The organism is Microbacterium sp. M4A5_1d, assembly GCF_053345465.1.
Genome location: NZ_JBKFAD010000002.1, coordinates 317,560 through 339,213, shown reverse-complemented (window position 1 = coordinate 339,213; position 21,654 = coordinate 317,560). Strand labels below are relative to the sequence as shown.

The following is a 21,654-nucleotide window of genomic DNA, read 5'->3' as shown; positions in this document are numbered from 1 at the left end:
GGCGGCGCGTCATGAGCAGCGACAGCGGGGAACGCACCGAGCAGGCCAGCCGCCGGCAGCTGCGCGAGGCACACCGCAAGGGCAAGCTGTCGCGCAGCCAGGACCTGTCCGCCTGGCTCGCGATCGGCACGGTCGCGCTGGTCCTCCCCGCCATGATCGGAGCGGGTGCGGATGCCGGGGCCGCGCAGTTCGTCGAGATCGCCGCCGTCATCCGCCACCCCGACCCCGAGCACGCCGTCGCCGTCCTGTCGTCGGCGCTCGGCAGCATCCCGGCCATCCTGGGCACGGCGCTGCTCGCCGTCGCGATCGTCGCGATCGTCGGGTCGGTCGCCCAGGGCGGCATCCATCTGCGCGGCGTGCCGGCGCGCTTCGAGCAGTTCAACGTGCTGAACGGCGTCAAACGGCTGTTCGGCGTGCAGGCACTGTGGGAGGGCGCGAAAGCGCTGCTCAAGACCGCCGCGATCGGCCTCGCCCTGTGGTTCGTCGTCGCCGGGCTCATGCCCGTGCTGACGATGAGCGGTGCCCACCCGATCACCCGGCTGCTCGAGATCGCCTCGAACGTCGTGACCGCGCTGCTCATCACCGCGGTCGCCGTCGGCGTGCTGCTGGCCGCGATCGACGTCCTCGTCGTCATGCGGCGCAACCGCAAGCACACCCGCGTCACCAAGAAGGAAGCGCGCGACGAGCACAAGAACTCCGAGGGCGACCCGCTCATCCGCAGCCAGCGCCGCGCCCGGCAGATGGCGATGAGCCGCAACCGCATGATCGCCGCCGTCGGAGATGCGGATGTCGTGCTCGTGAACCCCACGCACATCGCCGTCGCCCTGCGCTACGAGCCGGGCAAGTCGGCGCCGCGCGTCGTCGCGAAGGGGCAGGGCCTCATCGCCGAGCGCATCCGCGAGCGGGCGCACGAGGCCGGCGTCCCGCTCGTCCGCGACATCCCGCTCGCACGCGCCCTGCACGGCGCTTGCGAGCTCGGCCAGGAGATCCCCGGCGATCTCTACACCGCCGTCGCCCGCGTGCTCGTCTTCGTCGACGGGCTCAAGCGCCGCGGCGCGGCGCGCGGCGTCCACACCGTTCCCGAGAGGAAGGCACCCCGATGAACATCCTGAGAAGGTCGCTCGTGCCGATCGGGGTCGTCGGCATCATCATGCTGCTGATCGTGCCGGTGCCGCCGCCGATCCTCGACGTCCTGATCATCACCAACATCCTGTTCGCCCTGCTCATCCTGCTGACGGCGATGTTCGTCAAGCGGCCGCTCGATTTCGCGGTCTTCCCCTCGCTGCTGCTGGTGGCGACGCTGTTCCGGCTCGGCCTGAACGTCGCCTCGACGAAGCTCGTGCTGGGCGAGGCGCACGCGGGGCAGGTCATCGACGCGTTCGCCGCGATCGCCGTGGGCGGATCGCTCGTCATCGGCATCGTGGTGTTCCTGATCCTCATCGTCATCCAGTTCGTCGTCGTGACGAAGGGCGCGGAGCGCGTCGCCGAGGTGGGCGCCCGGTTCACCCTCGACGCCATGCCCGGCAAGCAGATGGCGATCGACGCCGACCTCAACGCCGGCCTCATCAGCGACGCCGAAGCGCGGCGCCGGCGCGCCGAGATCGCGGCCGAGGCCGACTTCTACGGCGCGATGGACGGCGCCTCGAAGTTCGTCAAGGGCGACGCGATCGCCGGACTCGTCATCATCATCATCAACCTCGTCGGCGGCGTCGCGATCGGGATGCTCTCGAAGGGCATGGAGGCGGGCGAGGCCCTCAACACCTACGCCCTCCTCACGATCGGCGACGGCCTCGTCACGCAGATCCCCGCGCTGCTGATGGCGGTCGCGACGGGCATGATCGTCACCCGCTCGGGAGCGGAGTCCGACATGGGCTCGGCCGCGGCGGCGCAGCTGACGCAGTCGCGCAACGCCCTGTCGATCGCGGGCGGCGCGGCGATCGTGATGTCGTTCATCCCCGGGATGCCGATGCTGCCGTTCCTCGTCATCGGCGCCACCCTGCTGCTCATCGCGCAGCGTGTCGGCCGGCGCGAGCAGACGCAGGCGGCCGAGGACGCCCCCGCCGTCGACCCGCGCGGCGCCGTCGACACCCCCGAGGAGCTGGCCGAGCGGATGCGGGTCCACGCGCTCGAGATCCTGCTCGCTCCCGACATCGTCGACCTCGTCACCGGCGGTCCCGACGACCTGCTCGGACGCGTGCGGTCGCTGCGGCGCAAGACCGCGCTCGAGCTCGGGCTCATCGTTCCGCCCGTGCGCACGCGCGACAGCATCGAGCTGCCGCCCTCGACCTACGTCATCCGGGTCGCGGGGATCGAGGCGGGTCGCGGCGTCGCGCCCCGCGCCTCGCTCCTCGCGCTCGGCTCGGGCCTCGAGACCCTGCCCGGGCGGGCGTCGCCCGACCCCGTGTTCGGCATCGACGGGAAGTGGGTTCCCCTCGAGATGCGGCACAGCGCCGAGCTCGCCGGAGCGACCGTCGTCGACCGCGCGAGCGTCATCATCACCCACCTGTCCGCGGTCATCCAGGCCCACGCCGCCCGGCTGCTCAGCCGAGAGGACGTGCGTCAGCTCACCGAGACGCTGCGCCAGTCCAGCCCGGCAGCGGTCGAGGAGCTCACGCCGGCGCTGCTCTCGCTGGCGGAGGTGCAGCGCGTGCTGCAGGGCCTGCTCGCCGAGCGCATCCCGATCAACGACCTCACGCGGATCTACGAGGCGCTCGCGCTGCGCGCCAAGACGACGACCGACCCCGACGCCCTGATCGAGGCGGCACGTCTCGCGCTCGGTCCCGCCGTGGCGACGCGCTTCGCCGAACAGGGGCGGCTGCGCATCGTCATGATCGACCCGCTGCTGGAGCAGTCGATGCTCGAGGCGATGCGACCGAGCGAGGACGGTCCGCACATCGCCCTGGACCCGCACCGGCTCGAGGCGGTCGTGGCCTCGGCTCGCGCCGCCCTCGAAGCGGCCGGCCCAGGCCCCGAGCCCGTGCTCGTGTGTGCGCCGTCGCTGCGCTCGGCCGTGCGGCGCCTCATCTCGTCGCAGACCGACGGGCTGCCGGTGCTGTCGTACACCGAGGCGACGGCCGGGGGCCTGGCGATCGACACGGTGGGCGTCGTCCGAGACACGATCGGCGACGCGCATGCCATCACGCCCGCGTGAGACTCGCGTCGAGCGCGCGGGGCGGGCACGGCTTCCGGAAAGTAGGGTGATCGAGTGCTGGTGTTGACGAGACGGGTCGGTGAGAAGGTGCTCATCGGCGACGACATCGAGCTCACGGTGCTCGAGGTCAAGGGCGACAGCATCCGGCTCGGCATCGAAGCGCCGCGGTCGACCCGCATCCAGCGCGCCGAGATCGTGGCGGCCGTCGAGACCGAGAACGTCTCGGCCGCCCGCACGTCCGCGGACGAGCAGGAGGCGCTCCTGAACGCACTCGTCCGCCGCCAGGGCGGGGCCCCGACGGCGGACTGAGCGGAATCTCGGGGGCGGGTCAGCCCGCGAGCGCGCCCGAGATCGCGTCGATGTTCTGCTGCATCCAGCCGACGTAGTCGACGCCGTCGGGCATCAGCTCGGTGAACTCCAGCACGGGGATGTTCAGCTCACCGGCGAGCTTCGTGATCTCCGTCGTCTCGGCGCCGCCCGTCTGGGCGTTGACGATCACGATCCGGACCTCGCCCGAACGCAGGATCTGCTGCGCCTCGAGAAGCGTCGCGGGCGGAACGTCCTGACCCTCCTCGACGGCCTCGCTGAACGCGGCCGGAGTCGCGTTCTCCAGACCCGCCGCCGCGGCGAGATACAGCGGCACCGGCTCGGTCACGAAGATCTTCTCGCCCTGGTGTGCCGCCGAGATGGTGTCGAGGGATGTCTCGAGGCCGTCGATCCGCTCGATGAGCGCCTTCGCGTTCGCCTCGAACGTGTCGGCCTGGGCCGCGTCGAGCTCACCGAGCTCGTGCGCGATGTCTTCGACGAGGTGAGCGATCGTGTGCGGGTCGTACCAGACGTGCTCGTTGAAGCCCTCGATGTGGTCGTGACCCTCATGGTCGTGCTCGTGGTCGTGCTCGGCCTCGGCGCTCTCGTCCGCGGCGTGCTCATCCGCGGCGTGCTCGTCGGCGTGGTCGTCGTGGCCCTCGGCGCCGGGGAAGTCGTGCGAGAACTCGACCGCCGTGAGCACCGGAGCCGTGCTGCCGCTCGACTCGACGAGCCCGTCGAGGAACGAGTCGTAGCCCCCGCCGTTCTCGATGATGAGGTCGGCCTGCGACACCGTCAGCTGGTCGCGCGCCGACGCCTCGTACGAGTGCGGGTCCTGCGCGAGTGAGGTCACGATCGAGGTCACCTCGACGGCGTCGCCGCCCACCTCGGCGGCCAGTGAGCCGTACACGTTGGTCGAGGCGACGACGCTGATCTTGCCGTCGTCCGAACCGCTCGCGGCCGGCGACGAGGTGCCGGCGCAGCCGGCGAGAGCGAGGGATGCCGCTGCCACGAGCGCGGCGGCAGGGAGGAGTCGACGGGTCATGCCGTCGATTGTACGTTACTGATAATCGTTCTCTCGACCACCGGAGCGGGAGATCAACGGATTCCCACGTAGAAGCGCGATTCGTCACTGCGGTGAAGGGCCAGGTAACGCTCGAACGGCTGCCCCTCGGCATCCCACGCGATCGACTCGATCGACAGCACCGGCTGCCCCGGGGCGAGCTCGAGGAGCTCGGCGTCCGTCGGCCCGGGGACGACCGCGCTGAGCCAGCGATCGGCGCCGCTGGGCTGAACCCCGAAGTTGCGCCGGAGGTGCTCGTAGAGCGACCGGTTCTCGAGGTTGGCGCGCGCGAGCGTGGAGAACCGGTCGTGGGGCAGCACCGTGTCGACGAGCAGCCAGGGCGTCTCGTCGACCCGCCGCAGGCGACGCAGCCGCACCACGGGCGCCCCGACCGGGATGCGGAGAGCCTCGGCGTCCGCGGCATCCGCGGTTCCGACGGCGAAGTCGAGCACGCGCGTCGTGACCACCCGGCCGGTTCCGGCCAGGTCGTCCGACGAGCCGGCCATCGAGCCCACGAACCTGAGATCCGGGCGCTGCGGCGAGACGAACGACCCGCGGGCACGCACCTTGTAGATCAGACCGGCGCGCACCATGTCGGCCAGTGCCTCGCGGACGACGGTGCGCGAGACCCCGAACCGATCGATCAGCTCCGACTCGGAGGGGAGCGCCTGGTCCGGCCGGAGGCGCCCCGACTCGATCTCCCCGCGCAGCGCGAGCGACAGCTGCTGCCACAGCGGGAGATCGGACGAGCGGTCGAGCGTCGTCACTGCGGTCATGGGAGCCTCCTCGATCGGGCCGTCACGGCGAGCGTATCGGCGCCGTGTTGACACCCGGCGACCCGCTCCCTATCTTAGTCATCACCAACTTGTCATGACAGGTTGGTTGTTACGAGTTTGGCAGCCCGCACGCCCTCGTGACATCGGCACCTCGCAACGATGCGACACCAGGAGGCACAACGATGACGTTCTCGACCACCCGCCGCATGCTCGCCGCAGCGGCCGCGACAGCGATCTCCGCTCTCGTGCTCGCCGGCTGCGCCGGCAGCCCGACCGACAACACCGCTGTCGGGGGTGAACCCCAGGGCCTGAAGGTCGCCCTGTCGAACGGGTTCGTCAACGGTTGGCGCCTGACCCTGATCGACAAATTCGAGACGGAGGCCGCGAAGCTCAAGGAAAACGGTGTCGTCTCGGACTACAGCGTCGTCAACGCTCCGGGGGAGAACAGCGCGACCGAGCAGGCATCTCAGATCCGCAGCCTCATGCTCCAGAACCCCGATGTGCTGATGGTCATCCCGGCGTCCTCGAGCGCGCTCGTCCCCGTCGTCGAGGAGGCCTGCGCCGCCGGCATCACGGTCGTGATCGTCGACGCCGACATGGACACCAGCTGCGGCATCGTCGTGCGCAACGACTACGGGCAGTGGGGCGCCGACTCGCTTCAGCCCGCACTCGACGCGATCGACGGGAAGGGCGACATCGTTCTCAACCGCGGAGTCATCGGTTCGCAGCCCGACGAGGCGTTCTACGCCCGCCAGCAGGAGATCCTCGCCGACTACCCCGATGTGAAGGTCGCTGCCGAGGTGAACGGATTCTGCGACGCGGCGACGGCGCAGAAGGAGATCGTCGCGATCCTCGGCTCCATGCCGACGATCGCCGCGGTCCCCGGATGCATCGGCGGTATGGGCGTCGTGCAGGCGTTCCAGTCGGCCGGGCGCGACATCCCGGTCGTCGTTTTCGACACCGACGGCAAGTCGCTGTCGTTCTGGAAGGAGAGCGGCATCGACAACGGCTCATTCGCCGCGCTGACCGACCCCGGACAGATCGTCGCCGCCCTCTACGCCGCCATCGCGAAGCTGCGCGGCGACGAGGTTCCGGACGAGGTGGTCCTGCCGCTCGTGCAGGTCACGCAGGAGAACCTCGACTACTGGGTCGACGCCCTCGGCACCGATGAATACGCCGCGAACGCCTGGGACGAGGAGACCACCGACGCCGCGATCGCGGCTCTGCTCGCCGGCGACGACGTCGCCGTGCCCGCGCTGCCCTGACGCCCGGTGACACCGTGGCCGACCAGCTCGAACCAGGAGACCCGATGACAACCCTGTCGCACACCCCCGCGACCAACCCCTCGGACGTGGCGCTCGTCACGGCCGAGGCCGTCGCCAAACGGTACGGAAACACGACGGCTCTGGCCGGGATCGACATCTCGGTCGCCGCGGGCGAGATCCTTGGCCTGGTCGGCCACAACGGCGCCGGCAAGAGCACCCTCATGCGGGTGCTCGCCGGTCGCGAGCAGCCCGACGCCGGCAGCATCCGCTGGCAGACCGGCGCCGCCACCGCGAAGCCCGGCACCGAGCAGCCCGGTGTCCGGATGATCTACCAGGAGCTCGCCCTCTGCCCCGATCTCACGGTCGCGGAGAACATCGCCCTCTCCGACGCCAGCACTCGCGGAGCGGGCTGGAACCGTCGCGCCGAGCGACGCGTGTCACGGAGACTCGACGAGGTCTTCCCCGGACACGGCGTCTCGGTACTGCGGCGGGCCGGCGACCTCACGATGGCGCAGCGGCAGATGGTCGAGATCGTGCGCGCCCTGTGCACGCCGTCGCTGTCGCTGCTCATCCTCGACGAGCCGACCGAATCGCTCAGCATCAACGCGACTCGCCAGCTCTACGCCGCCCTTCGCGACCTCGCCGCCGAGGGCGTCGGAATGGTCCTCATCTCCCACCGGATGCAGGAGGTGCTGGCCCACGCCGACCGGATCGCCGTCATGAAGGACGGGCGCGTGGTCGAGGTGGTCTCGGCGAGTCAGACCGACGAGGACGCGCTGCTCGCGGCCATGGGCGGCGAAGTCCACGCCGACACCGCGACGGTGCGCCGGGTCAGCGCCGCGGGCGCTCCGCTGGAGATCGACGCCCCCGGCACCGTCGCCCGGATCGACGGGGGCGACGTGCCGTTCTCGGTCTCGCCGGGTGAGATCGTGGGCCTCGCGGGCCTCGCCGGACACGGTCAGGACGAGCTGCTGCGCCGGCTCTGGTCGAACGCGCGCGGCGTCCGAGTCGTCCGGGGGCGCGCCTACGTTCCCGGCGACCGGCAGACCAGCGGGATCTTCTCGCTCTGGAATGTCGCCGACAACCTCACCGTCTCCGCCACGCGCCATCTCACGACGGCGGGAATCGTTCCGCCGTCGCGACGGCGACGGCTCGCCGAGGAATGGGTGCAACGGCTGAACGTCAAGGGCGGCGCTCGGGCCCCGATCACGTCGCTGTCGGGCGGGAACCAGCAGAAGGTGATCGTGGCGCGGGCGTTCGCGACCGATGCGCCCCTCGTGCTGCTCGACGACCCCTTCCGCGGCGTGGACGTCACCACGAAGAACGAGCTCTACGCCCTCATGCGCGTCGAGGCGGCACGCGGCCGCTCCATCGTCTGGTACTCCACCGAGAACGGCGAGATGGCCCACTGCGACCGCGTCTACGTCTTCCGCTCGGGACGCGTCGTGAGCGAACTCTCCGGCGACGACATCACCGACGAGCGCATCATCGCCGACTCCTTCGGAGTCGACGCCGAGACAGTCCAGGAGGACCGATGACCACCGACGTGCTCGCCCCGCCCACCGCGCCGCAGCGCCTGCGCGCCTCTGCTGTCAACGGGTCGCCCGCGCTCCTCGCCCTCGTCGCGCTCATCGCCATCTTCGCGCTGACCGCGGTGCTGCAGCCCGGCATCCTGAGCGTTCCCGGCCTCACCCTCATGCTGATGTCGTCGGTCCCGCTCGTGCTGGCCGCCCAGGCGCAGATGATCATGATGGCCGTCGGTGACATCGACCTGAGCGTCGGCTACCTCGTCGGGCTCATCACGGTGATCGCCGCGACGCTGCTGCGGGAGACCCCGGCCCTCGCGGTCGCCATGATCGCCGGCGTCCTCGCCGTCTACGCCCTGCTCGCCTGGGTGGTGCAGCGCCGCGGGGTGCCCTCGATCATCCTGACGCTGGGCATGTCGTTCGTGTGGCTGGGGATCGGCCTGCAGATCCGGCCGACCCCCGGCGGACAGACCCCCGACTGGCTCTCGGCGCTGTCGACCTGGCGGCCGACGTGGTTCCCGGCACCGCTCATCTTCATCGCCGCGGCGACGGCGCTGGGCTGGTGGATCACACGGCGCTCGCTCGCCGGCGCCCGCATGCGGGCGCTGGGCTCGCAGGCCGCGACCCTCGAGAAGACGGGCGCCTCGCTCGTGGCGACCCGCGCGACCGCGTACGTCGCCGCAGCCGCGCTGCTCGTCGTCTCGGGCCTGCTGCTCGCTTCGCAGACCTGGTCGGGCGACATCAACGCCGCCGGCGAGTACACCCTCATGACGATCGCCGCGGTGATCCTCGGCGGCGGCACGTTCTCGGGTGGCCGGGCGCTGCCGATCGGGACGACGCTCGGCGCGATCACCCTCGGCCTCATCACCGTCCTGCTCAGCCTCATCAACCTCCCGTCCGCCCTGCAATCGGCCGCACAAGGCGTCATCGTCATCGCCGTGCTCGCGGGCCGCATGATCACCGAGAGGATCGCGCGATGACCTCCGCCTCCATCCCGCTCCCCGCCGTCCGCCGCGGCCCCGCCTGGCCGGCCTGGGGCTGGTCGCTCCTCGGCGTACTCGCCGTGTGGGCCGTCATCATCGCCGTGCGGCCCGGATCACCCCTCGACCCGATGGCCCAGGCGCTCTCGCTCGCTCCGTTCCTCGTGCTGGTCGCCCTCGGGCAGATGCTCGTCATCACCCTCGGCCCCGGCAACATCGACGTCTCGGTCGGCACCGTCATCTCGATGGCCTCGTACGTCTCGGTCGGCGTGGGCGCGACGGCGGGGCCGGTGATCGGGCTCGCGGCCGGCGTCGGCTCCGGGCTCGCCGCCGGCGCGGTCAGCGTCGCCGCGATCCTCCTCCTGCGGGTGCCGCCGATCATCGCGACGCTGGCGACGAGCCTCATCGTCACCTCCGCGACGCTCCTGCTGGCGGATGCCGCGCGCGGTGGCGCCGACGCGGGCCTGCGAGCCTTCGTCACGGCCAAGGCGTTCGGCATCCCCGTCATCGCGCTCGTCGTCGCGGCCATGACCGTGATCGTGTGGCTCGCCCTCACGCGGACCCGTGTCGGCGTGGCCGTCATCGCCGTCGGTCAGAGCGCTCGCGCGGCCGAGCGGGCGGGCCTTCCGGTGGCGGGCGTGACCGTCACCGCCTACCTCGTGTCGGCGGGACTCGCGGGACTCGTCGGCGGCCTGCTCGCCGCCTTCATCTCTCCCAGCACCGTGCTCGGCAGCTCGTACATGCTCGACTCGATCGCCGTCGTCGTGATCGGCGGCACCCTCATCTCGGGCGGCCGCCCCGTACCGGCCGGCGCCTGGACCGGCGCCCTCTTCTTCGTGCTGCTGTCGGGACTGCTCAACCTCGTGGGGTGGTCGGTCGGCGCCCAGAACGTCCTCAAGGGTGTGCTCGTCGTCCTCGTCGTCGTGATCGCATCGGCCGCCACCGGAACCGGCCGCAGCTCTCTGCACCGGCTCCGGGCGAGCCTGCAGCGCCCCGCCCCCGCTCCCTCGGCCCGACGAGCCGACACCGACCCCACCCCGAAGAACAAGGAGAACATCCATGGCTGACCTCGACGACCTGCGTGAGGGAACCGACTACTCCGGCCCCGCGGCGGCCGGCACCGGCTACCCCATCAAGGGCCAAGCAGGCCAGGACTGGGGGATGCGCGCGCGGATGTCGCGCGTGTTCGACCCCCGCGACGGCAAGACCGTGATGCTCGCGTTCGATCACGGCTACTTCCAGGGGCCGACCTCGGGTCTCGAGCGGCTTGATCGCTCGATCCTCCCGCTGGTCCCCCAGGCCGATGCACTGATGTGCACGCGCGGCGCCCTGCGCACGACCATCCCGCCGCACTCCGCGAAGGGCATCGTCCTGCGCGCCTCGGGCGGACCGAGCGTGCTCAAGGAGCTCTCCAACGAGGAGGTCGCCGTCTCGATCGACGACGCCGTGCGACTGGATGCCGCCGCCCTCGCGGTGCAGGTCTTCATCGGCGGCGACAACGAGACGAAGTCCGTTCGCAACATGACCACCCTCGTCGACGCGGGCCAGGCCACCGGCATCCCGGTCCTGGCCGTCACCGCGGTCGGCCGCGACATGGTGCGCGACGCCCGCTACTTCCGGCTCGCCACCCGCATCAGCGCCGAGCTCGGCGCCGCATTCGTGAAGACCTACTACGTCGAGGAGGGCTTCGAGACGATCACGAGCGCATGCCCCGTCCCGATCGTCATCGCCGGTGGCAAGAAGGTCGAGGAGCGCGAAGCCCTGCGCGTGGCGTCACGCGCCATGGCGGAAGGCGCGGCGGGCGTCGACATGGGACGCAACGTCTTCCAGTCGGAGCACCCGGCCGCCATGCTCGCGGCCGTCCGCGGGGTCGTCCACGACGGCCTCAGCGCGGACGACGCCTTCGACCTCTTCCAGACCCTCTCCCACTGAACCCTCTCGGGGCGCCCCCGGGCGCCCCGAGACCAGAAGGATGCAGCATGCCCTCGCTTCGTACCCATGCCGAGCCGACCTCGGCCGACGTCGTCGTCATCGGCGCCGGGATCAACGGCCTCGCCATCGCCCGTGAGGCTGCCAGCCGCGGCCTCCACGTCGTCGTCATCGACCGGGACGACATCGCCGCGCGCACGTCGGCGATCTCGACTCGCCTGATCCACGGCGGTCTGAAGTACCTCGAGCGTGTGGAGATCCCGCTCGTGCTCGAGTCGATCCGTGAGCGCAACATCCTGCTGCGCGCGGCCCCGCATCTCGTGCGCCCCTACCCCATGCTCATCCCCTTCTCGAGGGGCGCCTCGCGGCCGGGATGGCTACTCTCCTGCGGCCTGCTGCTGCACGACATCCTCTCGTTCGGCAAGAAGCTGCCCCGCAACCGCATCGTCTTCTCGGGCCGCCTGTCTCGCGAGTGGCCGTCGGTGGCCGCGGGCGGCGTGAAGTGGGGCGGGCTCTTCCAGGACGCGCACGTTCCGGTGACCGAGCGCTTCGGCATCGAGCTCGCCATCGATGCGGCGAACCACGGCGCCACGGTGCTCACCCACACCCCTGTCACCGACCTGGTCCGCGAGAACGGACGCATCGCGGGCGTCCGCTACCTCGACCGCGAGGACGGGCGCGAGCGGGCGCTCCGCGCCCCGGTCGTCGTCAACTGCGCCGGCCCCTGGGTCGATGCGGTGCTCGACCTGCAGGGCGAGCACCCCCGCCGCATCGGGCCGACGAAGGGAAGCCACCTCGTCGTCGACGCGTTCCCCGGCGCACCCGACACGTGCATCTTCTTCGAGTCGCCCGACGACGGTCGGCCCATGTTCGTGCTGCCCTGGTGGGACGGCAAGTACATGATCGGCACCACCGACCTGCCCTACGACGGGTCGATCGACGAGATCGTCGTCGACGACGACGAGGTCGACTATCTGCTCCGGGCCGTCAACGGCCTCATCCCCGCAGCCGGGCTGCGCCGCGACGCCGTGCTCTGGTCGTTCTCGGGGGTGCGTCCCCTCCCCTACGTCGCCGATCTCAGCGACCCCGCCTCGGTCAGCCGCGACAGCGAGATCGTCGTGCACACGGGCGAGACCGCGGGGCTCCTCACCGTCATCGGCGGGAAGTACACGACCCACCGCGCCCTAGGCGAGCAGGCGCTGCGCCGGATCGAGACCGCGCTCGGGCTAGGTCACCGGCGCTCCCCGACCCGCACCGCCCGGTTCCCCGGCGCGCCGGCCGGCGATCACGGACGCTTCATCGCCGACACCGTCGCCCGCAGCGCCCTCCCCGAGCGCAGCGCCCGCCGTCTCGCCGACCTGTACGGCACCCTCAGCCGCCCGATCGAGATGCTCGCGGCATCCGATCCGTCGCTGGCGGAGGTCATCGACGACGACAGCGGCGCGATCGCGGCGGAAGTCGTGTACGCCGTCCGCGAGGAAGGCGCCCACACGCTCGAGGACGTCCTCATCCGCCGCACCGCGATCGCGCTGAACAGCGACGTCGGCCTCGGCTGCGCGCCCCGTGCGGCGGACGTGCTCGTCGCGCACGGCGACTGGAGCGCCGAGCGCGCGGAAGCCGAGCTGGCGCGATACCGTGAAGCCGCTCGGCGCTTCGCACCCCGAACCCTGCGCCCGGCATCAGCTCAGCCGACGGCCGCCTGAGCGAGAAACGAGGATCGATGAAGATCTGCGTCATCGGCATCGACGTGGGCCTCACGTCTGCCAAAGCAGCGGCGTTCGACGACGCCGGGCGGGAGATCCGCACGGTCTCGGCGCCGAACCCCCGCGTCGCGGTCTCGCGCGAGCGGCAGGAGATCGCGATGGACACGCTGTGGGACGTCGTGGCCGACGTCCTGGGCGACCTGACCGCGTGGCTCGCGGCCGACGGATGGACCGTCTCGGCCGTCGGCGCGACGGGTCACGGCAACGGCCTGTACCTCGTCGACGAGCAGCTGCGGCCGGTGCGGCCCGCCATCGCCTCGACCGACAGCCGGGCCGAGCACGTCGTCGCCGCGCTCGACCCCGCGGCGGTCGAGCGCATGCGGCTGCTCACCGGATCGCTCCCGTGGGCAGCGCAGCCGGGCGTGCTGCTGCGGTGGCTGCTCGACAACGAACCGGAATCGCTCGGCCGGGCCCGCTGGGCGCTGACCTGCAAAGACTGGATCACCGCGTGCCTGACCAGCGTCGCGAGCGCCGACACGTCGGACTCGTCGGGGTGCGGCCTGGTCAACCTCCGCGAGCGGGAGTACGAGCCCGAGGTCTTCGACATGCTCGGTCTGCCGCGCGACCTCCAGCGCATCCTGCCGCCGCTGCACGCGAGCGACGAGGTCGTCGGGACGATCAGCGCCGACGCCGCCGCACGCTCCGGCCTGGCCGAAGGCACGCCCGTCGTCGCCGGGTGCATGGACTGCGTCGCGAGCCCGCTCGGGGCAGGCTCCACCGACCTCGGCGATGTCACGGTGATCGTGGGCACGTGGGCGATCAACGCGGTGGTGGTGCCGACGGATGCCGTCCCCCCGCGCGTCACGATCAACGCGCTGCTCCCCGATCCCCGCCTCATGCTGGCCATGGAGGTCGCACCGACGTCCGCGGCGAGCATCGAGTGGGCGTCGGGACTGCTCGGCGCGCGCGCCACTCTTCCGCTGACACCGCGCGATCTGCTCGAGGCCGCGCACGGCGCACCGCCGCTGGCGGACGGGCTGCTCTTCCTGCCGTTCATCCACGGCGCACCCGAGCACCTTGGCGCCTCCGGAACGTTCGTCGGGATCAAGGGCAGCCACGGCTACCCGCACGTCGCCCGCGCGGTCGCCGAAGGCATCACGCAGTACCACCGCGTGCAGCTCGAGAAGGTCGTCGCGACGGGCGCTGTCGTCACCGACGCGCCGTGGACCCTCGCCGGCGGAGGGGCGAAGAACCCGCAGTGGGCCCAGATGTTCGCCGACGTCATCGGGCACGCGATGCGCCGGCAGCTCGGCACCGAGCTGGGCGCCCGCGGCGTGGCCTCGCTCGCGGCACGGGGCGTCGGGATCGACATGACCCCGTGGGGCGTCGAGCCCGACCCCGCGCTGGTCGTTCAGCCGGGCATCTGCCGCACGGCGTACCAGCAGCAGGCCGCCCGCTTCGACCGCGTCGTCTCGTCGATGACGAGCGTCTGGGAGGCCTACGCATGACCCCGTCAGCGGAGGCGTCGGCTGCGCTCGACGAGATCGTGCGCGTCAGCCGGGCGCTCGGCGGCGATCCCTCCTTCGTCCTCCACGGCGGCGGGAACACGTCGATCACCGCGCGGGGCGAGGACGTCACGGGCGAGCCCGTCGACCTCGTCCTCGTCAAGGGCAGCGGGTGGGACCTCGCCACGATCGAGCCCGCGGGATTCGCGCCGCTGCGTCGCGACCGGCTCGAGCGCCTGCTGCGCCTGCCGCACCTCGACGACCCGACGATGGTGAACGAGCTGCGCCAGGCCTCCCTCGAGGCCTCGGCTCCGACGGCCTCGATCGAGGCGTTGCTGCACGCGCACCTCCCCGGTCGCGTCGCGCTCCACTCCCACGCCGACGCGATCGTCGCCGTCACCGATCGCGACGTGCCCGACGACGAGATCGCCGCGGCGCTCGGCCCGCGGGTCGCCGTGCTGCCCTACGTCATGCCCGGGTTCCCGCTGGCGCGCCTCGTGGCCGACACCGACCTGGGCGACGCGGATGCGCTCGTCCTGCGCAACCACGGCCTGTTCACCTTCGGCGACGACGCCGACGCCGTGCTCGCCCGCCACCGTGAGCTCGTCGCCCGGGCAGTCGAGCTCTCGGGGATCGTCGCCCCCGGCCGGGCGGATGCCGAACAACCGGATGCCGGCGAGGGCGGCATCCCGCTTCGGGGCGCCCTCACGACCATCGCGGGCCTGCGTGCCGATATCGCGCGGGCCGCCGGCCGGCCCATGCTGCTGCGGCAGAGCCGATCGCAGCGCGCCGCAGCGTTCGCTGCGCGCCCCGACCTCGAGGCAGTCACGACTCGTGGCACCGCGACCCCCGAGCACGTCATCTACACCAAGCGCCATCCGCTCGTCGGGCGCGATGTCGCCGCCTACGCGAGCGCCTACCGGGCCTACGTCGAGCGCAACCGTCACCGCCAGGACGGGCCGGTGACTCCCCTCGACCCCGCTCCCCGCGTCGTGCTCGACCCGGAGCTCGGGATGCTGACGGCGGGCGACACCGTGCGGGATGTCGGGATCGCGGCCGATATCGCGGAGCACACGATGGCCGTCATCGAAGCGGCCGACGCGATGGGCGGCTACCGATCGCTCGATGAGGCGCAGAGCTTCGACATCGAGTACTGGTCGCTCGAGCAGGCCAAGCTCGCGGGCCGCCGACGTGCGCCGCTCGCGGGCGAGGTCGCCATCGTCACGGGCGCCGCGTCGGGCATCGGCCGGGCCACCGCCGAACGACTGCTCGCCGACGGCGCCGCCGTCGTCGGGGTCGACCTCGACCCGGGCGTGCGGCGCACCTTCGCCGGTGACGCCTGGCGCGGTGTCGTCGGCGACGTCGCCGACCCGGCGGTCATCGAGCGCATCCTCGACGAGGCGGTCCGCACCTACGGCGGTGTCGACATGCTCGTCGTCGCCGCGGGGATCTTCCCGCGCAGTGAGGCCATCGCCGACGTCGACGACGCGACGTGGGAGCGCGCCCTGCGCGTCAACGCCACCGCGCCGCTGCGCCTGATGCGGGCGGCCCATCCCCACCTCGCGGTTTCGCCGCGGGGCGGCCGAGTCGTCCTCGTGTCGACGAAGAACGTCGCGGCGCCCGGGCCGGGCGTCGCCTCGTATTCGGCGAGCAAGACGGCGGCGGCACAGCTCGCCCGGGTCGCCGCCCTCGAGTGGGCCGCCGACGGCATCCGCGTGAACCAGGTCGAGCCGGATGCGGTCTTCGACACGGCGATCTGGACGCCCGAGCTGCTCGCGGAACGCGCCGCCAGCTACGGGCTGACCGTCGAGGAGTACCGCACGCGGAACCTCCTGCGCGTCGAGGTCACGAGCGCCATGGTGGCCGAGGCCGTCGCCGTCTTCTGCGAGCGGCTGCCGGCGACGACCGGCGCGCACCTGAGCGTCGACGGAGGCAACGACCGGGTGATCTGACGGCCGGAGGAGGCGCGCATGATTTCGGGCGACCGAAGGATTCGCTCGCCCGAAATGCTGTCAATCAGGGCTTTTCGTCATTCTCGACGGCCGGCGACTGGCAAGCTCGAGAGCGGCCGATCTCCGTTCGACGGTGCCCGGGACGATCGCCCGCCATCCCGTCATCCCCGCTTCGAGGAGGAGCCATGTCGCCGTGGGCGCTCTTCATCCTGGCCGTCGGCGTCTCGGCCGACGCCTTCGCCGTGGCTCTCGGGAAAGGCCTGCAGCTGCGGGCTCACGTCGTGCGCGGCGCACTCCTCATCGCCGGCGCCTTCGGTCTCGCACAGGCGGTGATGCCGCTGATCGGCTGGCTGCTCGGCAGCACCTTCGCGGAGGCCATCGCCCCGTTCGACCACTGGATCGCCTTCGTCCTGCTCGCCGCCATCGGCGCGAAGATGCTGTGGGAGGCGTTCCGTCCCGACGATGACGACGCGGACGCGGCATCCGGCCTGTCGGCGCGCGAGATCATCCTGCTCGCTCTCGCGACGAGCATCGACGCCCTCGCCGTCGGGCTGTCCTTCGCCTTCCTCGACGTGCCGCTGTGGATCGCGGTCGTCTCGATCGGCCTCGTCACGTTCGCCCTGTCGTTCGTCGCCGTGCTGATCGGCCACCGCATCGGCACGCGGTGGCGCAAGCCCGCCGAGATCATCGGCGGCATCGTCCTCATCAGCATCGGCACCCAGATCCTCATCGAGCACCTGGTCGCCGGCTAGTCTCGCGGCTCGCGCTCGCGGGCCTCGGAGAATCGCGCGTACCTCGGATCCGTACGCGCGAGCAGTCCGAGCTTCGCGACATTCTCCGAAGGAGGGATGCCGCGGCTCAGCCGGCGAGCTTCGCCTTCGCGTACGCGACGACCGCGTTCGCGTGTCCGTGGCCGAGTCCGTGCTCGGTCTTGAGCGACTTGACGACCTGCATGTGCGGCGTCCCCGCCGAGAGCTCGTCGGCCGCGATGTCGAGCCAGTGCTGAATCGGCAGTCCGTAGGTCTTCTCGATGCTCGGGAAGTACGACGCCGGCCCCTTCTCACTCATGCGCCGAGGCTACTCCCCCGCCCACCGCCGAGAACATACCGTTCTCGAGCGCATCCAGCTCAGTCGAGCAGCAGCGCGGGCTCCTCCAAGACGGATGCCACGTCGGCGATGAACCGGCTCATGCCGTCGCCGTCCACGACGCGATGGTCGAACGAGCCCGACACGGTCGTCACGTAGCGGGGACGCACCTCGCCGTCAACGACCCACGGCTTCTGCCGGATCGTGCCCATCGCGACGATGCCCGACTCGCCGGGGTTGATGATCGGGGTACCGGCATCCATGCCGAACACGCCGATGTTCGTGATCGTGATCGTGCCGCCCTGCTGCTCGGCGGGCGCGGTCTTGCCCTCACGGGCAGTGAGGGTCAGCTTCTCGAGAGCGCGGGCCAGGCCGCGCATGTTGAGGTCCTGCGCGTCCTTGATGTTCGGCACGAGAAGGCCGCGCGGGGTCGCGGCGGCGATGCCTAGGTTGACGTAGTGGCGTACCCGGATCTCGGCGCCGTTCTCGGTCTCGACCCACGCGGCGTTCACCATCGGCGTCCGGCGCACCGCCCACACGACCGCGCGCGCCATGATCAGCAGCGGCGAGACCTTGATGTCGGCGAAGTCGGGCGACGCCTTCATCCGCTTGACGACCTCCATCGTGCGGGTCGCGTCGACGTCGGTCCACACCGACACGTGCGGTGCGGTGTGCGCGGAGTCGACCATGTGCTTGGCCGTGACCTTCCGGACACCCTTGACGGGGATCGTCTCCTCGCGGTCGTCGGCCGGCTCGGCCGAGATGACGGCCGGCGGGACGGGGATCGTCTGCTCGCGCACCTCGGGTCGGGCGGGCGTCTGGAGGTTCCGGAAGACGGATGCCTGCGACGCGTGGTTCACGACGTCCTCGCGCGTCACCTCGCCCGCGGCACCCGACGGCGTGACCGAGGCGAGATCGACGCCGAGGTCGCGTGCCAGCTTGCGGATCGGGGGCTTCGCCACGACGCCCACGGCCGCGCGCACGGGGGGCTCGGCGGGCTTGCGGCGGCGCGACTGCACCTGTCCGGCTCCGCCGTATCCGACGAGCACCGACCCGTTCTCCTCCGAGGCGTCGCCGGCTGCCGCAGGCTTCTCGGCAGGGACGGCCGGGCTGCTCGCGGCATCCGCTCCTCCAGACCCACCCCCCGGGGCGATCGTGATGATCGCGGCCCCGACCTCGACGGTCGTCCCCTCGTCGACGAGCAGCTCGCCGACGGTTCCCGAGAACGGCGACGGCAGCTCGACGAGCGACTTCGCGGTCTCGATCTCGACGAGGACGTCGTTGACCGCGACCTCGTCGCCCGGGGCCACGCGCCACTGCACGATCTCGGCCTCGGTGAGGCCTTCGCCGACGTCCGGCAGGTGGAAGGTCTGGGTGCTCATGAGGGAATCCTCTCGCAGGCGCGTCGGATGGTCAGTAGGCGAGGGCGCGGTCGACGGCCTCGAGGATGCGGTCGGCATCGGGCAGGTAGGCGCCCTCGAGTTTCGCCGCCGGGAACGGGACGTCGAAGCCCGACACCCGCAGCACGGGAGCCTCGAGCGAGAAGAACGCCTGCTCCGTGACGGTCGCGGCGATCTCGGACCCCAGCGAGGTGAAGCCGGGGGCCTCCTGCCCGTAGACCATCCGCCCCGTGCGGCGCACCGACTCGACGATCGGGCCGTAGTCGACCGGCGACAGCGACCGCAGGTCGACGACCTCGCACGACACGCCCTCGCCCTCGGCGAGCGCGGCGGCCTGCAGCAGCACGTTCACCATCGCGCCGTGCCCGACGAGCGTGACGTCGGTGCCCCGCCGGACCACGCGCGAGGCGTGCAGCGGCACTGCGCGTGCGGTGAGGTCGACCTCGCCCTTGGACCAGTAGCGCGACTTGGGCTCGAGGAACACGATCGGGTCGTTCGAGGCGATGGCGTCCTGGATCATCCAGTAGGCATCGTTCGGCGTCGACGGCGACACGACCCGCAGGCCCGCGGTGTGCGTGAAGTACGCCTCCGGGCTCTCCTGATGGTGCTCGACGGCGCCGATGTGACCGCCGTAGGGAATGCGGATGACGACGGGGAACGACATCCGTCCGTCGTGCCGGTTGGTGAGCTTCGCGAGCTGCGTCGTGATCTGGTCGAACGCGGGGAAGACGAACCCGTCGAACTGGATCTCGCACACCGGGCGGAAGCCGGCCATCGCGAGGCCGATCGCGGTGCCGACGATGCCCGACTCGGCGAGGGGCGTGTCGAGCACGCGGCGGTCGCCGAACTCGGCCTGCAGCCCCTCCGTGACGCGGAACACGCCGCCGAGGCGGCCGATGTCCTCGCCCATCATGAGGACGTGGTCGTCCTGCTGCATCGCGGCGCGCATGCCCGCATTGAGCGCCTTGCTGAACGGCAGCGTCTCGACGCTCATGCGCGTCCCTCCTCGAAGGATGCCTCGTAGTCGGCGAGCCACTTCCGCTGCCGGTCGACGAGCGGATGCTGCTCGCTGTAGACGTGCGCGAACATGCTGTCGGCCTCGGGAGCGGTGAGCTGGTTCGTGCGGACCCGGACATCGTCGGCGTAGGCCGCGGCCGCGGCATCCACGTCGTCGAAGAAGGATGCCGACGCGCCGCGGCCCTCGAGATAGGCGCGCATGCGGGCGATGGGGTCGCGCTGCGCCCAGAAGGCCTCTTCGTCGCTCGTGCGGTACTTCGTCGGGTCGTCGCTCGTCGTGTGCGCGCCCATGCGATAGGTCAGCGCTTCGATCGCGCGCGGCCCCTCGCCGGAGCGGGCCTCGTCGAGGGCGAGCTTGGTGACGGCGTAGCTGGCGAGCACGTCGTTGCCATCGACGCGGATCGACGGCATCCCGTATCCGGCGCCGCGCCGCACCAGCGGGACCTTGGACTGCGTCGAGACGGGCACCGAGATCGCCCAGTGGTTGTTCTGCAGGAAGAAGACCTGCGGGGTGTTGTAGCTCGTGGCGAAGACCATCGCCTCGTGCACGTCGCCCTGGCTCGACGCGCCGTCGCCGTAGTAGACGATGACCGCTTCGTCGCGCTCGGGGTCGCCCGTGCCGGTGCGTCCGTCGAAGACCATGCCCATGCCGTAGCCGGATGCGTGCAGCGTCTGCGAGCCGAGCACCAGCGTGTAGATGTGGGTGTTGCCGTTCTTGGGGTCTGTCGGGTCCCACCCGCCGTGCGTGAGGCCGCGCATGAGCCGGATGATGTCGATCGGATCGACGCCGCGGATCGTGCACACGACGTGCTCGCGGTACGACGGGAAGAGGTGGTCCTGGGGTCGGGCCGCACGCGCGGAGCCGACCTGAGCGGCCTCCTGCCCGAAGGACGGCGGCCAGAGGGCGAGCTGCCCCTGGCGCTGCAGGTTCGTCGCCTGGCGGTCGAAGGCCCGCACCGTCACCATGTCGCGGTAGAACGTCTCGAGCTCGGCCTCGGAGAGCGCCTCGATCACCGGCAGGTAGCGTTCGGCTTCGGGCGACGGGTCGAGTGAGCCGTCGGCCGCGAGGACGCGGACGAGAGCGGGATCGAGTTCTGCGTCGGTCACCCTCCCACGCTAACGCCCCCGGTATGGCCCCATCTGCATGCGGTCGACAACGGATGCCGCGATTCGCGGTGGGCGCGGCACAAGCCAGGCGGCCCATCAGGGACGTCGCGGCGCTGCCGGTCGGCTTCGAAACCGTTTCATCCCGCTTCGATCCCGCTTCGAGCTCGCTTCAGGCCCGCTTCAGCAGAGACGCGGCACACTGGGAGCGATGCGCGTGCTGGTGGTCGATGACGAAGTCCGCCTCGCCGACGGGATCCGTCGGGGTCTCGAGGCCGAGGGCTTCGCCGTCGACGTCGCCCATAACGGGGTCGATGGACTCTGGCGCGCGCGAGAGACGCGGTACGACGCGGTCGTCCTCGACCTGATGATGCCGGGGATGAGCGGTTGGAAGGTGTGCGAGACGCTGCGGGCCGAGGAGAACTGGACGCCCGTGCTCATGCTCACCGCGAAGGACGGCGAGTGGGATCAGGTCGAGGCGCTCGAGGCCGGCGCCGACGACTACGTCACGAAGCCGTTCTCGTATCCCGTGCTGGTCGCCCGGCTGCGTGCCCTCATCCGCCGGGGCGGGGTAGCGCGGCCTGTGGCACTCGAGGCGGGCGACCTGCGCCTCGACCCCGCGTCGCGCCGCGTCTGGAGGGGAGAGACGGAGGTCGAGTTGACTTCTCGCGAGTTCGCCGTGCTGCATCACCTCATCCGGCACCGCGGTCAGGTGATCTCCAAGCGCGACCTGATCGCGGGTGTGTGGGATGACGACTTCGCGGGCGACCCCAACATCGTCGAGGTCTACGTCGCACACCTGCGGCGCAAACTCGACCGACCGTTCGGGCGCGAGGCGATCGAGACCGTCCGCGGCGCCGGCTACCGACTCGCGGCGGACGGGGGCTGACG

General features: G+C 71.3%; 19 protein-coding genes. 13 read left to right on the top strand and 6 right to left on the bottom strand.

The genetic code is table 11. From position 1 onward, the window contains the following. The first annotated feature begins 11 nt into the window (after positions 1 to 11). From ACLBWJ_RS09790 to csrA, 3 genes are read left to right on the top strand one after another with little or no spacing between them, the layout of a single operon-like run. On the top strand, positions 12 to 1,103 hold the full coding sequence (locus ACLBWJ_RS09790; protein WP_269268335.1) for an EscU/YscU/HrcU family type III secretion system export apparatus switch protein: 1,092 nt from the start codon (positions 12 to 14) through the stop codon (positions 1,101 to 1,103). Beyond that, on the top strand, positions 1,100 to 3,151 hold the full coding sequence (locus tag ACLBWJ_RS09785) for a flagellar biosynthesis protein FlhA (protein WP_282501688.1): 2,052 nt from the start codon (positions 1,100 to 1,102) through the stop codon (positions 3,149 to 3,151). The genes ACLBWJ_RS09790 and ACLBWJ_RS09785 overlap by 4 nt, the downstream gene beginning before the upstream one ends. A 60-nt stretch (positions 3,152 to 3,211) precedes the next feature. After that, on the top strand, positions 3,212 to 3,460 hold the full coding sequence (gene csrA / locus ACLBWJ_RS09780) for a carbon storage regulator CsrA (protein ID WP_447660217.1): 249 nt from the start codon (positions 3,212 to 3,214) through the stop codon (positions 3,458 to 3,460). A 19-nt stretch (positions 3,461 to 3,479) separates the two neighbouring features. Here the strand turns inward: csrA and ACLBWJ_RS09775 are convergent, their stop codons facing one another. Then, positions 3,480 to 4,502, bottom strand: coding sequence for a metal ABC transporter solute-binding protein, Zn/Mn family (locus ACLBWJ_RS09775; protein WP_447660216.1), 1,023 nt, complete (start codon positions 4,500 to 4,502; stop codon positions 3,480 to 3,482). A gap of 53 nt (positions 4,503 to 4,555) precedes the next feature. Further along, a complete protein-coding gene (locus ACLBWJ_RS09770; protein ID WP_447660215.1) occupies positions 4,556 to 5,296 on the bottom strand; it encodes a GntR family transcriptional regulator in 741 nt (246 codons plus the stop codon). A 182-nt stretch (positions 5,297 to 5,478) separates the two neighbouring features. Here ACLBWJ_RS09770 and ACLBWJ_RS09765 point away from each other — a divergent pair, with 182 nt between their 5' ends. The 9 genes from ACLBWJ_RS09765 (at position 5,479) to ACLBWJ_RS09725 (ending at position 16,908) form a co-directional block, all read left to right on the top strand. Continuing rightward, a complete protein-coding gene (locus tag ACLBWJ_RS09765) occupies positions 5,479 to 6,561 on the top strand; it encodes a substrate-binding domain-containing protein (RefSeq protein WP_447660214.1) in 1,083 nt (360 codons plus the stop codon). Positions 6,562 to 6,605: 44 nt separating this feature from the next. After that, positions 6,606 to 8,099 (top strand): sugar ABC transporter ATP-binding protein, encoded by a 1,494-nt coding sequence (locus tag ACLBWJ_RS09760; protein ID WP_447660213.1) that lies wholly within the window; start codon positions 6,606 to 6,608, stop codon positions 8,097 to 8,099. Further along, positions 8,096 to 9,067: an ABC transporter permease gene (locus ACLBWJ_RS09755; protein WP_282501693.1), complete on the top strand. Its 972-nt coding sequence runs from the start codon at positions 8,096 to 8,098 to the stop codon at positions 9,065 to 9,067. Before ACLBWJ_RS09760 ends, ACLBWJ_RS09755 begins: the two co-directional genes overlap by 4 nt. Continuing rightward, entirely contained in the window at positions 9,064 to 10,134 is a 1,071-nt protein-coding gene (locus tag ACLBWJ_RS09750; RefSeq protein WP_282501694.1) for an ABC transporter permease, read from the top strand. Before ACLBWJ_RS09755 ends, ACLBWJ_RS09750 begins: the two co-directional genes overlap by 4 nt. After that, positions 10,127 to 10,999 (top strand): 3-hydroxy-5-phosphonooxypentane-2,4-dione thiolase, encoded by an 873-nt coding sequence (gene lsrF, locus ACLBWJ_RS09745; protein ID WP_282501695.1) that lies wholly within the window; start codon positions 10,127 to 10,129, stop codon positions 10,997 to 10,999. Before ACLBWJ_RS09750 ends, lsrF begins: the two co-directional genes overlap by 8 nt. A 47-nt stretch (positions 11,000 to 11,046) precedes the next feature. Next, positions 11,047 to 12,699 (top strand): FAD-dependent oxidoreductase, encoded by a 1,653-nt coding sequence (locus ACLBWJ_RS09740; RefSeq protein WP_447660212.1) that lies wholly within the window; start codon positions 11,047 to 11,049, stop codon positions 12,697 to 12,699. A gap of 17 nt (positions 12,700 to 12,716) precedes the next feature. Beyond that, on the top strand, positions 12,717 to 14,207 hold the full coding sequence (locus tag ACLBWJ_RS09735; RefSeq protein WP_282501697.1) for an FGGY-family carbohydrate kinase: 1,491 nt from the start codon (positions 12,717 to 12,719) through the stop codon (positions 14,205 to 14,207). Next, a complete protein-coding gene (locus ACLBWJ_RS09730; protein WP_447660211.1) occupies positions 14,204 to 16,156 on the top strand; it encodes an SDR family NAD(P)-dependent oxidoreductase in 1,953 nt (650 codons plus the stop codon). The genes ACLBWJ_RS09735 and ACLBWJ_RS09730 overlap by 4 nt, the downstream gene beginning before the upstream one ends. A 185-nt stretch (positions 16,157 to 16,341) precedes the next feature. Then, on the top strand, positions 16,342 to 16,908 hold the full coding sequence (locus tag ACLBWJ_RS09725) for a manganese efflux pump MntP (protein ID WP_447660210.1): 567 nt from the start codon (positions 16,342 to 16,344) through the stop codon (positions 16,906 to 16,908). A 106-nt stretch (positions 16,909 to 17,014) separates the two neighbouring features. On the opposite strand, the gene ACLBWJ_RS09720 is transcribed toward ACLBWJ_RS09725, so the two are convergent. The 4 genes from ACLBWJ_RS09720 to ACLBWJ_RS09705 are packed head-to-tail and all read right to left on the bottom strand — an operon-like array spanning position 17,015 to position 20,766. Further along, positions 17,015 to 17,224, bottom strand: coding sequence for a DUF4287 domain-containing protein (locus ACLBWJ_RS09720; RefSeq protein ID WP_447660209.1), 210 nt, complete (start codon positions 17,222 to 17,224; stop codon positions 17,015 to 17,017). 59 nt (positions 17,225 to 17,283) lie between these two features. Further along, entirely contained in the window at positions 17,284 to 18,624 is a 1,341-nt protein-coding gene (locus ACLBWJ_RS09715) for a dihydrolipoamide acetyltransferase family protein (RefSeq protein WP_282501700.1), read from the bottom strand. A 31-nt stretch (positions 18,625 to 18,655) separates the two neighbouring features. Next, positions 18,656 to 19,636: an alpha-ketoacid dehydrogenase subunit beta gene (locus ACLBWJ_RS09710; RefSeq protein ID WP_282501701.1), complete on the bottom strand. Its 981-nt coding sequence runs from the start codon at positions 19,634 to 19,636 to the stop codon at positions 18,656 to 18,658. Then, positions 19,633 to 20,766 carry a thiamine pyrophosphate-dependent dehydrogenase E1 component subunit alpha gene (locus tag ACLBWJ_RS09705; protein WP_282501702.1) on the bottom strand — a complete coding sequence of 378 codons (1,134 nt, stop codon included), beginning with the start codon at positions 20,764 to 20,766 and terminating at the stop codon, positions 19,633 to 19,635. The genes ACLBWJ_RS09710 and ACLBWJ_RS09705 overlap by 4 nt, the downstream gene beginning before the upstream one ends. Positions 20,767 to 20,974: 208 nt before the next feature. On the opposite strand from ACLBWJ_RS09705, the gene ACLBWJ_RS09700 reads away from it, so the two are divergent. After that, positions 20,975 to 21,652, top strand: coding sequence for a response regulator transcription factor (locus ACLBWJ_RS09700; protein WP_274179506.1), 678 nt, complete (start codon positions 20,975 to 20,977; stop codon positions 21,650 to 21,652). The last annotated feature ends 2 nt before the right edge of the window (positions 21,653 to 21,654 follow it).

Excerpts from the sequence above, each read along its gene's own strand:
- ACLBWJ_RS09755 (WP_282501693.1), top strand. The coding sequence starts at position 8,096 with ATGACCACCGACGTGCTCGCCCCGCCCACCGCGCCGCAGCGCCTGCGC.
- ACLBWJ_RS09710 (WP_282501701.1), bottom strand. The coding sequence starts at position 19,636 with ATGAGCGTCGAGACGCTGCCGTTCAGCAAGGCGCTCAATGCGGGCATG.
- ACLBWJ_RS09775 (WP_447660216.1), bottom strand. The coding sequence starts at position 4,502 with ATGACCCGTCGACTCCTCCCTGCCGCCGCGCTCGTGGCAGCGGCATCC.
- ACLBWJ_RS09790 (WP_269268335.1), top strand. The coding sequence starts at position 12 with ATGAGCAGCGACAGCGGGGAACGCACCGAGCAGGCCAGCCGCCGGCAG.
- ACLBWJ_RS09715 (WP_282501700.1), bottom strand. The coding sequence starts at position 18,624 with ATGAGCACCCAGACCTTCCACCTGCCGGACGTCGGCGAAGGCCTCACC.
- ACLBWJ_RS09720 (WP_447660209.1), bottom strand. The coding sequence starts at position 17,224 with ATGAGTGAGAAGGGGCCGGCGTCGTACTTCCCGAGCATCGAGAAGACC.
- ACLBWJ_RS09765 (WP_447660214.1), top strand. The coding sequence starts at position 5,479 with ATGACGTTCTCGACCACCCGCCGCATGCTCGCCGCAGCGGCCGCGACA.
- ACLBWJ_RS09750 (WP_282501694.1), top strand. The coding sequence starts at position 9,064 with ATGACCTCCGCCTCCATCCCGCTCCCCGCCGTCCGCCGCGGCCCCGCC.
- ACLBWJ_RS09730 (WP_447660211.1), top strand. The coding sequence starts at position 14,204 with ATGACCCCGTCAGCGGAGGCGTCGGCTGCGCTCGACGAGATCGTGCGC.
- lsrF (WP_282501695.1), top strand. The coding sequence starts at position 10,127 with ATGGCTGACCTCGACGACCTGCGTGAGGGAACCGACTACTCCGGCCCC.
- ACLBWJ_RS09760 (WP_447660213.1), top strand. The coding sequence starts at position 6,606 with ATGACAACCCTGTCGCACACCCCCGCGACCAACCCCTCGGACGTGGCG.
- ACLBWJ_RS09770 (WP_447660215.1), bottom strand. The coding sequence starts at position 5,296 with ATGACCGCAGTGACGACGCTCGACCGCTCGTCCGATCTCCCGCTGTGG.
- ACLBWJ_RS09700 (WP_274179506.1), top strand. The coding sequence starts at position 20,975 with ATGCGCGTGCTGGTGGTCGATGACGAAGTCCGCCTCGCCGACGGGATC.
- ACLBWJ_RS09785 (WP_282501688.1), top strand. The coding sequence starts at position 1,100 with ATGAACATCCTGAGAAGGTCGCTCGTGCCGATCGGGGTCGTCGGCATC.
- ACLBWJ_RS09725 (WP_447660210.1), top strand. The coding sequence starts at position 16,342 with ATGTCGCCGTGGGCGCTCTTCATCCTGGCCGTCGGCGTCTCGGCCGAC.
- ACLBWJ_RS09740 (WP_447660212.1), top strand. The coding sequence starts at position 11,047 with ATGCCCTCGCTTCGTACCCATGCCGAGCCGACCTCGGCCGACGTCGTC.
- ACLBWJ_RS09735 (WP_282501697.1), top strand. The coding sequence starts at position 12,717 with ATGAAGATCTGCGTCATCGGCATCGACGTGGGCCTCACGTCTGCCAAA.